The sequence below is a fragment of the Burkholderia sp. LS-044 genome, from assembly GCF_004803625.1.
Lineage (GTDB): Bacteria > Pseudomonadota > Gammaproteobacteria > Burkholderiales > Burkholderiaceae > Burkholderia > Burkholderia cepacia.
In genome coordinates this window covers 370,865-383,593 of sequence record NZ_SSWO01000006.1, presented here as the reverse complement: position 1 = coordinate 383,593, position 12,729 = coordinate 370,865, and the positions used below count along the sequence as shown (strand labels likewise).

At 63.4% G+C, this 12,729-nt stretch carries 8 protein-coding genes and 1 pseudogene; 3 read left to right on the top strand and 6 right to left on the bottom strand.

What is annotated here, in order from left to right; all coding sequences use genetic code 11:
* The first annotated feature begins 126 nt into the window (after positions 1-126).
* Positions 127-1,368, top strand: coding sequence for an MFS transporter (locus tag E9536_RS18625; RefSeq protein ID WP_136470367.1), 1,242 nt, complete (start codon positions 127-129; stop codon positions 1,366-1,368).
* 390 nt (positions 1,369-1,758) lie between these two features.
* Here E9536_RS18625 and E9536_RS18620 read toward each other — a convergent pair whose 3' ends face one another.
* The 4 genes and pseudogenes from E9536_RS18620 to E9536_RS18605 form a co-directional block, all read right to left on the bottom strand.
* Positions 1,759-3,654 carry a clostripain-related cysteine peptidase gene (locus tag E9536_RS18620; protein WP_081072854.1) on the bottom strand — a complete coding sequence of 632 codons (1,896 nt, stop codon included), beginning with the start codon at positions 3,652-3,654 and terminating at the stop codon, positions 1,759-1,761.
* Positions 3,655-3,797: 143 nt separating this feature from the next.
* A pseudogene (locus E9536_RS18615) lies at positions 3,798-5,618 on the bottom strand (glycosyl transferase).
* A complete protein-coding gene (locus E9536_RS18610) occupies positions 5,618-6,298 on the bottom strand; it encodes a polysaccharide deacetylase family protein (protein ID WP_247873468.1) in 681 nt (226 codons plus the stop codon). Before E9536_RS18610 ends, E9536_RS18615 begins: the two are co-directional and overlap by 1 nt.
* Before the next feature lie 77 nt (positions 6,299-6,375).
* On the bottom strand, positions 6,376-7,497 hold the full coding sequence (locus E9536_RS18605) for a glycosyltransferase family 4 protein (RefSeq protein ID WP_136470365.1): 1,122 nt from the start codon (positions 7,495-7,497) through the stop codon (positions 6,376-6,378).
* A 488-nt stretch (positions 7,498-7,985) separates the two neighbouring features.
* On the opposite strand from E9536_RS18605, the gene E9536_RS18600 reads away from it, so the two are divergent.
* Positions 7,986-9,329, top strand: a complete 1,344-nt coding sequence (locus E9536_RS18600) for a helix-turn-helix domain-containing protein (protein WP_136470364.1) — start codon at positions 7,986-7,988, stop codon at positions 9,327-9,329.
* 117 nt (positions 9,330-9,446) lie between these two features.
* On the opposite strand, the gene E9536_RS18595 is transcribed toward E9536_RS18600, so the two are convergent.
* Both E9536_RS18595 and E9536_RS18590 read right to left on the bottom strand, forming a co-directional pair.
* Positions 9,447-10,820, bottom strand: a complete 1,374-nt coding sequence (locus tag E9536_RS18595) for a membrane protein (RefSeq protein WP_027789645.1) — start codon at positions 10,818-10,820, stop codon at positions 9,447-9,449.
* A gap of 69 nt (positions 10,821-10,889) precedes the next feature.
* Positions 10,890-11,672, bottom strand: coding sequence for a DUF4105 domain-containing protein (locus tag E9536_RS18590; RefSeq protein WP_034195970.1), 783 nt, complete (start codon positions 11,670-11,672; stop codon positions 10,890-10,892).
* Between the two features lie 232 nt (positions 11,673-11,904).
* Here E9536_RS18590 and E9536_RS18585 point away from each other — a divergent pair, with 232 nt between their 5' ends.
* Positions 11,905-12,672: a hypothetical protein gene (locus E9536_RS18585; protein WP_136470363.1), complete on the top strand. Its 768-nt coding sequence runs from the start codon at positions 11,905-11,907 to the stop codon at positions 12,670-12,672.
* Positions 12,673-12,729: the final 57 nt, after the last annotated feature.

The window sequence follows — 12,729 nt, the reverse complement described above, 5'->3', positions numbered from 1 at the left end:
TCACGGTGTGCCGGGTGGGTTCACCAACCAGTGGTTAAACATATCGCTGCGGTTACTTTCATATATTGGACATATACATGACCGTGCGCAAGAATTCAGGCGTTCCTTCGCACATCGAGCGCAGTCATGTCCTCCCCTTCGCTTTCCCGTGCCCTGCCCGGCACGCAACAGGCCACGCCCGATGCGCTGCCCGCCGGCGTTTCCCCGCGCTCGGCCGCCTACAAGCGCATCGCTTTGGCGCTCTTCCTTGCCGGTTTTTCCACGTTCTCGCTGCTGTACTGCGTCCAGCCGCTGCTTCCCGCGTTCGCACGCGAGTTCGGCCTCGGCGCGGCCTCGAGTTCGCTCTCGCTGTCGCTGTCGACCGGGATGCTGGCGATCTCCATTCTGTGCGCCGGCGCGCTGTCCGAACGCGTCGGGCGGCGCGGGCTGATGTTCGCGTCGATGACGCTCGCCGCGCTGTTCAACGTGCTCGCCGCGCTGTCACCCGACTGGAACCTGCTGCTGGTCTGGCGCGCGCTGGAAGGTTTCGCGCTGGGCGGCGTCCCGGCTGTCGCGATGGCGTATCTCGCCGAGGAAATCGCGTCGGAGGGGCTCGGTTTCTCGATGGGGCTCTATGTCGGCGGAACCGCGTTCGGCGGCATGGTCGGACGGATCGGCATGAGCATGCTGGAAGAGCACTTCTCGTGGCGCACGGCGATGCTGACGATCGGTGTCGTCGACCTGATCGCGGCGGCCGCGTTCGTGATGCTGCTGCCGCCGTCGCGGCGCTTCGTGAAGCGCACCGACCTGACGCTGCGCCATCACGTCCGGCTGTGGGGCGAGCAACTGCGTCACGCGCGGCTCCCGTTCGTGTTCGCGATCGGCTTCCTGGTGATGGGCGCGTTCGTGACGATCTACAACTATGCGGGCTTCCGGCTCACCGCGGCCCCGTTCGACCTGAGTGCGACCGCGTGCGGGCTGATCTTCGGCGCCTACCTGTTCGGGATGGTGTCGTCATCGAGCGCCGGCGCGCTCGCCGACCGTCTCGGACGCGCACCTGTGCTCGTCAGCGGCATGCTCGTGTTCGCGGCGGGCCTCGCGCTGACGCTGTCGCATTCGCTCGCCGCGATCGTCGTCGGCATCGTGCTCGTGACGATCGGCTTCTTCATTGCCCACTCGGTCGCGAGCGGCTGGGTGGGCTACCTCGCGGGGGCCGCGAAGGGGCACGCCGCGTCGCTGTACCTGCTTGCGTACTATCTCGGGTCGAGCGTGCTCGGGTCGATCGGCGGCACGTTCTGGCAACACGGCGCGTGGACGGGCGTCGCCGCTTACGTCGCGGTGCTGCTCGTGCTCGGGCTGCTGGCTGCGCGCCGGCTGGCACGGGCGTAGTGGGTACGTAATGGGCACATCACGGGTGCGGCGCGGGTCGCGCGCGATCCGGTCCCCCGTGGCCTGCTTCAAGTACGCCACGCATCGAGATAGTCGTGCATCGATCAGGATGCCGGCCCATTCTGCCGCTTCACCGCGTTGTTGCTCACACGCGAGCAATGCCCAAACAACGTCCGCAACACCCCGATCGGCCGGCGCTACCGCTTCCGGCATCGCGCCGAACGGCTTGCCGGCGACTGCGGCAAGCCCGGCAGGTCGTCTGGCTGCACGGTGCACGCACTGCCGGTCGGGTCGAGTACTTCGAGCGAATCGGAAAGATCGAACATGAGCCGGAGCGCGCCCCGGACGTTCCAGGCCCCTGCTCCTCTCCGAGGGGAACAGGGTTCTTCGTCACATCTCGGGAGACAGACGCAAGCGGTTCGCCAGGTCTGCTACGGCGAACCGGAATCGATACGAGTCGGGCTTCCCGGTCCTTCCGATTTTCCAGCTTCCGTCCTGCGCCACGGCCGCCTTGCATACGACAGTCTCCGGGTCGGGAATGGTCCATGCCGACAGGTCAGCCCTCCAAAGCTGCGGCGTCAATGTCCACGTTGAGCCGATCGGCGTCACATGACCGACTGCCGTGCCAAGTAACGGCACGAACCCCTTCAGAGTCATGTCACCACCCGGCTCTCCCGACGCCAGCAAGAAGCCGGTGACTTCTGTGGTGGACGTCTCCTCGCGGTAGGATACCGGGATCACGAACGATGTTTCGGTATCGCCAGTTACGCCCGGAATCACCGACACGATGCAACCATTGAGCGCGTACCATGGCTCCGACAATTTGGTCGAGAGCTTGCGGAAATCGCCGCCCAAATTCGCATCCCCGGCCGTGGCAGGTGACGCCGGTCCGATAGGACGAACTGCCACGATTTGCCCGACGCTGTCTTCAAGCGCAGCCATCGGCACTTCTTCCTGCCAGAGCTTCGGGGAATACGCGAAAGCCTGAACATCATCGCCGGTCGCGACTGGCGGCGAGATCTGGACGAGTACATCGAGCGCCGCCCGCAATGCCGCGCCGTATTCGCCGACAAAACGCCGGTAGGACGTACTGAAATCCAGGCTGTCGTATGTCTTCATGACGGCGGTGTCGTACGCAGCGCCTGCCGGCATGAAAATCGTCAATCCTTTCGCCAGCGACCGGTTGCTTCCCGCCCGCTTGACGACGACGGCCTGATTCAGCGCTTTTTCGACCTCACTGCTCGCGACCGTCGGCCTCGGCAGCGCCGCAAGCTCGAGCGCCCTTGAAAACTGCACCAGATCGACCATATCGGTGACTCTCGTCCAGTCGGTATCGAACGAACGCGCGTTGACGCGTGCACGTGCGATGTCCTCCACGCTGTTTCCGTTGGCATAGAGATCGCGGCCCAGTGCGTCAGCCACGCCGATGACACTGTCCAGCGCCCCCAGGTCGACGAGCGAAACCGTGAAATCCGGATTGTCTCCCGCGCGCAAGCCGGCATAGCTGTTGACGATCAGCGTTCCCAGGTCTCGGGCATTCATACCAGGCTGTGCGACGAGACCGCCCAATACGCTGGCGTAATCCCACCCGCCGAATTCAAGATCCTCGGATGCGACCAGATAGTCCGCATACGGGCGAAACGCGGCGGCAACCTCGACACTGGCCATCAGGCATGCGTCGAACCCGACCAGATCGAAGCGCTTTCCCGTGGCCGCGGTCGCGCGCTGAAACGCCTGGGTCATGTCCCGCAACGACAAACGCGGGAGGTCCCCCGCATCGCGCTCGGCCTTCGTCGTCGTCCGATAACCAAAGCCGCCATTCGGGCCGCCCCCGTGATCGCCCAGAATGACCGCGACCCGCTTCGCCGGATACTGCCGGATACCCCATTCGAGAAAATCGCTCAGCGTGGCCGATGCCGCCATGTCCTGCCCTCCGAGGTCGGCCAGCCTGGTTCGCCGCCCCTGCGAGAGCTGCCAACGTTGAGTCCGAGTCCAGTCGACGTCCTTCTGCACCTGGTCTCCGCCGCCGGTCGTAACCAGGATATTCACGTTCGTACCGGCCGTGGCCTTGGTCATCGTGTCAAGATCGGATTGAAGGTCCGATGTCAAATCCGAACCGACAAGATAAACGAGCACCGTACGCTCGGCCGTCGCCGTTATCGAATCGTCTCCCGATCCGCAAGCGCTCATCAATCCGGCCAGCGCGAAACCCGCGAGCAGCCGTCCGATCCGCCTCCACGTCATGCACCAGCGCTTTCCCATTGTTTTCTCCTGAAATGTACTCATCCGTTGTCCTTCGCATCACGCCTCGCCCCCTCACACCTGACCGACGAGCGAAGCAACGATTCCGATCAGTTCCGCGACGAGCAACATCAACGCGCCGATCACCAGTATCGCGAGCCAACAACCGCGGCGTCCGCTGCGCGTCGTCATCTGCGCTCCGGCAAATTCGACCCGGCACTCGGCCACTCACCGTTCACCGCGCGATAAACGACGAGTGCCTCGCGCGTATCGCCGGGGCGCGCGCCATGCCAGAACGGCGCCCATGACGCCCCTGGATCCGGCACCGCACCGCGCATGCCTTGTACGACGAGCCAGCGGCACGCGCGCGCACGCGGCTCGTCCATCGGTACGTAGCGGAGTCCGGCGAAGTAATCGAGCATCGGCGCCTCGGATTCGCCGAGCCCCGGGCTCGCGATGCAATCGCCCGCGCGCCACTCGCGTGCAAGCTGGATCTTCAGGTCGTCGAACACCGACCGATAACTTTTCGCTACGTCGAGCCAGGGCAGCAACAGCGTGTAGACAAGGCCCCAGGCGAGCACCACGCCGCTGGCCCAAGACAACGCACCACGCCACGGGCCCGCTCCGCGCAGCAACAGCAACGCGGCGAGCCAGCCGACGCTCAGCGCGAACGCCGCGCAGATCGCCGCGGGTTGCAGAGGAATCGTCCAGTCAAGCGGCAGCCAGCCCCCCAACCACCCGAAGATGTCGCGCGGCAGCGTGTCGTGCGTCATCGCAAGCCAGACGCACCACACCAGCACCGCACATGCACCGAACAGGCCGCGACTCGCGTAATCCCACGCGACATGCACGCGAGCCGGCATACGCTCGACGCTGCGCGCGGCGATGAGCGACAGCGGCCCGATAAACGGCAGGACGTAGAGTTGCCGCGACGTCGCGGCAAAGTGGAGCACGATCAGCCCGATCGCGGCGAATGCGACCGGCAGCGCGATCGACGGATTGCGCCAGCCGCGCAACACACCACCGGCGATCGCCACGACCGCGAGCGGACCAACCGGAAACCCGACCGTCAGCAATGCACGCCAGATGAAAAGCAGCTTGTCGTTCTCGGCGCCGAGCATCGGCACCGAGAAGCCGAAGAAGCGGCCGACGTTGTTGTCTCAGAACCAGACGGCGAACAGCGTTTCCGAACGCAGATAGAGCGCCGTCGGCCAGATCAACGCGAACGGTGCGCAGACGAGCGCAGCCATCGCGAGCGCACGCGTGCAGGCACGCGTGCGACACGCCGGATAAAGCACGAGCGCGACACCGAGGGTCGCGCCGAACACGAGCGGCACGAACAGGCCCTTCGACATGAACGCGATCCCGATGCCGACGCCCAGCCGCGCGGCCGCCCAGTAATCGGCATGGCCGCCTTGCAAGAGCCCCGCGACAAGTTCGAGCAGACCGCAGAAACCGATCGCCGCGCCGGCCATCAGCGCAACGTCCGTCATCATGTCGTGCGAGTGTTTGAGCACCACGAGCGTCCCGGCGCACAGCGCGACGGGACCGAGCACGCCCAGCTCGAACCAGCGTGTCGAGCCGGTTGCCACGCGCGCCGCACGCGCGGTGAAGCCGAACGCCAGCGCCGCGAAAAATGCGCTCGCAAGCCGCGCCGCGTCATGCAACGGCAAGATCGCGCCGAGCAGGCGCGCGAACGCGACCGCGACCCAGTCGTACAGCGGCGGCTTCTCGAGAAACGGCGTACCGGTGTTGGCCGGCACAATCCAGTCGCCGGAATCGAGCATGTGCCGAATGATCCCGAACGTGTAGGCCTCGTCCTGTTTCCACGGGTCGTGGCCAATGATGCCCGGCGCCAGATACGCGATTCCCAGCGCGACGAACAGCAGCACGCGCACTATCGGCCGCGCGACCCAATCCGCGTCGAATCCGGACGGTGTGCCGCGCCCTGCATGCAGCAGGCCCGCACGGCAAAGCCGTCCGGCGTTTGCGGCGGATCTGTCGCGCATCACCGGAAGAACCTCCCGAGAAAGCGCGCGACGCCACGCCCACCCGGCACGGCAATACGCGGCAGCAGAAACGGATCGGTACGCGCATCAGCACGTCCGCGCACGGTCGTCGTTGCGTTCTGGAAGCCGGCTTCGATGACAAGTCGCCGCACGTTCGCGTCGAGCGCACCATACGGATAACAAAACGACACGATCGGGCATCCGGCCGCATCCTCGAGTTGCGCCTTCGAATGCGCGATCTGCCGCCATGCAGCCGGTGAAGGCACGTCGGACAGCACAACATGATCGACGGTATGCGCGCCGACCTCGTGCCCGTGCGCGTGCCATTCGCGCAGCGCGCCGAGATCCATCAACGCGCCCTCGGCCGTCGCGAGCCTGCGATCCCAATCATTGCTGCCGCCCAGCCTGCCCGACACGAAGTAGCAGGTCGCGGTAAAGCCGAGCGCATCGAGCACGGGCAGCGCATGCTCGGCCACGTTGCGAAAACCGTCGTCGAACGTGATGGCAAACAGCCTCTCGCGCCGCGCCTGCGGCAGCCGCCGCTGCAAGTCGGTGACCGACATGCCGCGATAGCCCAGCGCCTTCAGCACACGCATCTGGCGCCGAAACGCGCGCGGATCGACGCTCAGGCCGCGCAATACGTCCGAATGCGGCGGCAACGGGCGAATCTGGTGATACATCAGAATCGGGACGCTCGCGGCGCGTTCTGCCAACGGCCGCTCCTGCGGCGTGACCGGTGGCTGCGTCGGAACACCGGTCATGCAGACACCGCCGTCCCGCGGATCGACGCGCGGTAAACCGAACTCGTTTCGTCGGTGAACCGCGCGAAACTGAACTCGCGTTCGCTCCTTGCGCGCGCGGCGCGCCCCATCTCGGGAACACGTTCGGGATGTTCGGCAATCTCGCGCAGGACGGCGGCGATCGCTTCGGGCGATCGCGGCGGAACGATCCAGCCGTCGATCCGGTCGTCGACGTTCTCCGGCAAGCCGCCGACATCGGTCACGATCACGGCACGGCCCATCGACATCGCTTCGCGGCACGCAAACGACAGGCTTTCGTGATATGACAGCACGAACGATGCGTCGCAGGTCGCGAGGATGTCATGCGTCCGATCCGTCGGACCGACGAACGCGACGTTCGCGGCCACGCCGCAATGCGCGACGAATTCGCGCTGCTCCTTCGACGGCCAGTCGCCTGCAAGCAGCACGCGAAACTTCGCGCGCAATGCATCCGGCAATTGCGCAAGCGCGCTGACCAAATCGCTCCACCCCTTGTGCGGCCCGGTGCCGGCGACGCTGCCGAGCACGATGGCGTCCGCACCGGCTTCGCCGAAATACCCGATTCGCCGACGCCGGATCTCGGCCTGCCCGCCCGTATGCGGCGGCAACTGCACGCCATGCTTGATTACCGTGATGTCGCCGTACGGTGACTGCCGCTCGAGCATCAGCCGGACGTAGTCACTGACGGCGATCGTCGTGTCCGTCGCGAACCGCGCCCGCAAAAAATTACCGATGCTGCCGGCCGCATAGGTGTTGTGTTTCGTAAAAACGACCGATGGTCGCGTGCGACAGCCCACGAGTGCGAGCATGACCTGCCGGTGATCGGCCGAGCCGTTGACGTGGATGATGTCGAACGCGGATTGCTGGATCAGGCGCCGCAGCCGCACCAACTCGGGGAGAAATGTGCGCCAACACGGCTTGAACTGCATGTCGACGATGCGCACGCCCGGTAGCGTATCGACCATGCGTGACAGGCGACTGCCGGCCGGCGATGCGACCGCGACGCGATACCGACGGCCCAGACCGGCCGCAAGGTGATAGATATAGGTGTCATGCCCACCACCATTTCCGCCATGAAAGTTGGTATAGAGAATTTTCATCGCTTGTATTCTTCAGACGGTGTCACGCACGTGCGCCCGCATTTATCGACAGGCATGCCCCTCTGTCACGCGGATGCAAGAACCGGTTTCACCCAGTTGCGCCGCGTAACGCCGCACGATTCGCAATCGAATAATTCAGGATTTCCCGAGGGAAACGTGTCCGATATAAACCGCATCGGTCACACGATTGTATTGACTCTGTAAGATTATTTATTCCGGAATATCGACGGAATTTCTCTAAAAAATAAGCATCCGGGTGTAAGGTGTTCGGGCCTTCATTTTTTTCATTTCTGCCCGGTCACCTTGTTTCACCACACGCAGGTTCCGTATGCATAGTCGGCATAACCGGTCGTATACCCCGTATACAGCGCGGCAGCTTATCGAGCGACCGGCTTTTCCCTACGATGTCGGCCGGAAACCGCATTGCTCCCGACACTGATTGACCCCCATTAATATTCAATCAAGAAAAAACATTCGAACTGGCCATCATGATGAGTGAATCGCCAATCCAAACGCATCGCTTTCACAGTAATGACCCGGATGAGGTTTCCGATTTTCTCGTGGCGACCTATACGGAGAACCGCTTTCGTGCATGTCACGCCAGCAATCGGGACGTCACTGTCAGTGGCCAGCAATGGAACGGGCTCGCGGTTTACGATGGCAATTTCGAAATACCGTTTCATTTTGAGTCGGGCGGCCCCCGCCCCAACTATCTCTTCTCGTCGTGCATCAACGGCGGATCGACTTACTCGAGCGGGAATTCGGTCGCGCAATGCGCCATCGGCGATGTGATGCCTGTTTCGTCCGCGAGCGACGCAACGTGCCTGTCACGACCCGAGGGGCTGCACCACATTGCCGTGATCCTCGATGTCACCGAGGTCAACGAGTTTGTCGGACACTGGCTCGGCCACCCGCTCGACGAACTCATCCAGTTCGACCTGTCGCCGCTGGCCAAAGATCTCGCCACGCAATGGAACGCGTCCGCGGATTGCCTGCGTCGAATGATGCTGATGTCGCCATCCCCTGATATCGCGATACGCTCGCTGTACGAGCACATGCTCAAACTCGTCGTGACCGGCCACAAGAACAACTACAGCGACGTCGTCCTGAGCGATCGCCACGCGCCCGAACACCTCGCGCGTACCGCGGTTGCGACGATCGAAGCCGACCCGACACGCTGGGCAACGCTCAGCACGGTTGCCTATGCGCTGGGATGTGCAACGAACACGCTGGAAAACGGCATCCGGCGCCTGACCGGCAAACATTCGAGGGACATCATCCTCGACGCACGTCTTCGCGCCGTTCACCGCGCGCTGGCCGTCGATATCGGCACCGGTTTTGTCGGCGTGCTGCGTGCATACGGCTTTGCGCCGTCGTTGCGCTTCGTTCGCCTGTACCACCAGCGATTCGGAGAGCCGCCGAGCGCAACGTACCGTCGAAATCCGAGCGCTCAGGACGTCAGTCGAAACATCCGCGAGCGTCCGGACATCCTCTATGAAACGTCCATCAATCGCTGGATCGATGCCTCGCTCGGCAAATCGATCAGCCTTGCCGACATCGCCCGATACACCGGCCTGAGCGAGCACGCGACAATCGCGGCGTTCAAGGAGCGATTCTCACGTACACCGATGCAGTACGTGATCGAACGCCGCCTGGAACGCGCACGCTGGCTGCTGTGCCATACGTCGACGAGCATCCTGTCGATCGCGCTCGATTGCGGGTTCGGCAGCCAGAGCTATCTGACGACGCAGATCAAGCGGTACTACGGCGTCACGCCGCGTCAACTTCGACTATCGGGTCACGTACCGGCAGGCGACGACGACAGCCGATAAATCGCATCGCACCGCCGTCACGGCACCACGCCATTCGAACATCGCGAGTCGCGCGCATTTCGGCGGAATCTTTATGTTTTTTCCCAGGCGTGGCCGGAGCGCAATCCGTATGCCGCATCATTGCGCGGTGCCCGCGTCCTGCGCACGCCATGCACGTCGCTGTTGCGACAGCCGGCTTGCGGCAACCCCTGCGGCCTTCCACCACGCGAACGGACGCGGATCGGCCAGCATGCTCAGTGCACGCGCATAGTCGAGCGCGAGGCCCGGCGTCCACGCCATCGTCACCGCACGCTTGCGAATCTGCGCGGCAACCCACAGTTCGGGCGTGACGAGCACTCGCAGAAAACTGCCCCACCCCGTACTGCCGCCGTGCAGTCGGCCCACCGCACCGTCGATCGCCGCCTCGAGCGCATAGGCAACGGTGCTCGAGCAGTTGCGGTGAGTGAGGTTGTACGTCGTATCGATCCGGTAACGCTCCCAGAACGCGCGCAACTTCGCCGGATCGTAATTGCGGATCCGCACGCGTATCGTGGAAGGACACCACGCGCGCGACTCCGTTGCATAGTCCGGTTGAAACGTGCCGGGCACGTCGTTTTCGCGCGTTGCGCGCAGGATACGGCCGAACTCCGATGGCGAACGGTCGATTTCGGCGGCGGGATACAGGCTGATGTAGATTCCCTCGGGCGACTCGAGCGCCGCATGCCCGGTCGAAATGTTGCCGTTGACGTCGACCGCGGCGATGTAGCGGTCGACCACCGGATGATGCTGTGCCGGCGCCTTCGACGAACCCGTCGGCGTCCACACATGCACGGTCAGCGCACGCTCGTGATCGGCCGGCGGGCCGTCCCATTCGGTTCGATCGAACGGGCTCGTGCGTGCCTCCGATGCGACGTCGGGAAACAATGCAGACCAGCGTGACACACTGAATGCCGGGTTGCGTTCGAGACGCCGCACGCGGGCCGCCAGCGCCAGCATGTTCGTGCCGCCGAAGATCAGGAACAGGCCAAGGCAGTACGGCAACGTGCCCACGTAGTGGGTCGGGTACGGTTGAAAGAAAAACACGGCGATCAGGATCTCGACTGCCCCCCAACCGAGTGCGATCCTCCAGCGACGATACCGGACGATCCACGCGGATACGCACTGCAGTGCCCCGTCGACCAGGAACAACGCGCCGAAAATCATCGACAGGATCAGGTTGCCGTGATGGTGCCCGGCAAAGATCAGCATCGACGCGGCCACGACCGCGACTCCCTTCACGTAGCGCAATGCGCGTTGCCCGCCGACGCCGGTCCATGCGACGGCCAGCGTCGCCCCCCCTTCGAGCAGGCACAACCACGCAAAGAGCGTGACCGGAAAGTGCATTGCGCCGTCGAGCGCATCGACGAACACGACGAGCCCCGCGATGACCCATACGATGCCGATCCAGACAATTCCTTTCGCGCGCTTGCGCAGATAGTCCACGCCCAGCAACAGCATGACCAGTCTCACCATGTTCCGCTCCCTCGTCGTCGCCGGCCACGGTGCGCGCGAGTCGTCGCAGGCCAGTGGCCAGGCATGGGTTCATTTGTTCCGTGCGAGCGGTAGCGATGCGCGGATCGCCGCCGAGAAATCGCCATCGATCATCGCGCCGGGAGCGCGCTGAATCAGGCTTGCCGACTTCAGCGCATCGAACGGTATGGAATCGTCGAGCAGGCCGAGCTCATGTCCGTATCGGTCCGCATAACCACTCAGCAACACCTTCCAGCTGTATCCGACGTCAGGGGCAACCGATCTGACGTGGTGCAAAATATTCGTCGTGCAATTGTTGAGCAACGTGTTGTAGAACTCCGGATGGCGTTCGAGCGCATGTACGCGCCGCAGGTAATCCTCAAACAATGCACGTGCGGTCTCGGACGCGACGCGCGCACGGAACAAGTACACGCGTTCCCGGCGCACATCGGTGCGAACGCCGATCAAATCCCGCTCGTCGGCAACGACGTATACGAGGTCGTACAGCGGCAAGAAACCCTTGTACGGCGAGTAGCGCTGCCCGTGCCGCCGGCGCGTCTCGATCGAGATCGCGATATAACGGCCGCCGCTCAGGCCGAAACTCAGGAACGCGTGGGCAATCGCTTCGTTGGTCCAGCGCGACACGACAAGGTCGACCGTCATCACCGATTCGAGCGCGAACGTTGCGTCGTAGTACGCCGGCATGCAGTCGTCGCGTGTGCGATATCTGAAGTTCCGCACATCGCGCACGGTGACCTGCGCCCCACCCCATTCGATCCGGGCGGCACGCGCGTACTCCGGCGCCCACACGGCCGGCGCGCGCGCAACGCGCAGCAGCGACGACAGCGGACTCATTCCCGTTCCGTCACGGCAACCGGCCGCGGTAACCCGCCGCCGCTCCCGGAAAACGCCACGTGAGTGCGCAGGCCCACTGAAAACGGCACGAATGGGCAGAAAGTCGTCGTCGAACCAGTCATGTCAATACGATCGATATACGGTCGCCCCCATCCTTCCCGATAGCCGAAACCGCGCCTCGCCTTGAACGACTCATCCGCACATCACGATGTGGCGTTCGATTCAGCCCTCAATGATCGATACCCAGGCGGCCCATTTTATGCCGTCACCCGACGAAGGAATTTCGTTAAATATTCTCGATTTTTTGAAAAATTCCGATCGATCGCGGCTGAACAATCAGGCCGTGCGCCACGAGCATGACGAAGTTTCGCCGGGGAGACTCCCGGCGTCTCCTCCAGTACGACAAGCCGTTCCCCCGTCACTCCGACGACAATTCCACTGCCCCGACAGAATCGGATCATTCATGCACAAGGCCATTCGTGGATGTCAAACGGCGCGACGCTCGGCGGAACATTGCATCGAGACCGACGAGGCCTCCAGATTTCGAGCCTCCCGCGATATCGTTGATGAGTTGGCTCACGACATCGCGTGGCTCTTCCTCAACGGCAGGTTAGACCTTGCCGTCAGCTTCGCATTTCTGAAACGACTGGTTCGACTGGCAAACCTTGATCTATCGCTTTTTGCGTGGGACATATTTGATGCCTTTGCATGCGGCGCATATCGCACCGATGCGTATCCGTCCGACCTTGATCCTGCCGTTCATCACACGCTACCGCGACTGCGAGCAATCTTGAGTATGCGTCGCGGCACCTTTTCCGCGATTTATATCGATTCCAGTTCAAAACGCAATGCGGTGCAAAGGGTGGAGAAAGCCAGGCGAATACCCGGACCAGACGATCATCCCCAGCGAACGAATCACGTTCTCACGGATTCCGATGGAATCGGCGGCCCACACGTTGGCCTCTCGACGCGCCCCGTGCAGCCTGCCGGCTCTCGGTGACGGAACACTCCCGGCCTGCGCCGGAAACACATTCCGGCACCCGCCGCCTACACTCCG

Excerpts from the sequence above, each read along its gene's own strand:
- E9536_RS18625 (WP_136470367.1), top strand. The coding sequence starts at position 127 with ATGTCCTCCCCTTCGCTTTCCCGTGCCCTGCCCGGCACGCAACAGGCC.
- E9536_RS18620 (WP_081072854.1), bottom strand. The coding sequence starts at position 3,654 with ATGAGTACATTTCAGGAGAAAACAATGGGAAAGCGCTGGTGCATGACG.
- E9536_RS18610 (WP_247873468.1), bottom strand. The coding sequence starts at position 6,298 with ATGTATCACCAGATTCGCCCGTTGCCGCCGCATTCGGACGTATTGCGC.
- E9536_RS18605 (WP_136470365.1), bottom strand. The coding sequence starts at position 7,497 with ATGAAAATTCTCTATACCAACTTTCATGGCGGAAATGGTGGTGGGCAT.
- E9536_RS18600 (WP_136470364.1), top strand. The coding sequence starts at position 7,986 with ATGATGAGTGAATCGCCAATCCAAACGCATCGCTTTCACAGTAATGAC.
- E9536_RS18595 (WP_027789645.1), bottom strand. The coding sequence starts at position 10,820 with ATGGTGAGACTGGTCATGCTGTTGCTGGGCGTGGACTATCTGCGCAAG.
- E9536_RS18590 (WP_034195970.1), bottom strand. The coding sequence starts at position 11,672 with ATGAGTCCGCTGTCGTCGCTGCTGCGCGTTGCGCGCGCGCCGGCCGTG.
- E9536_RS18585 (WP_136470363.1), top strand. The coding sequence starts at position 11,905 with ATGATCGATACCCAGGCGGCCCATTTTATGCCGTCACCCGACGAAGGA.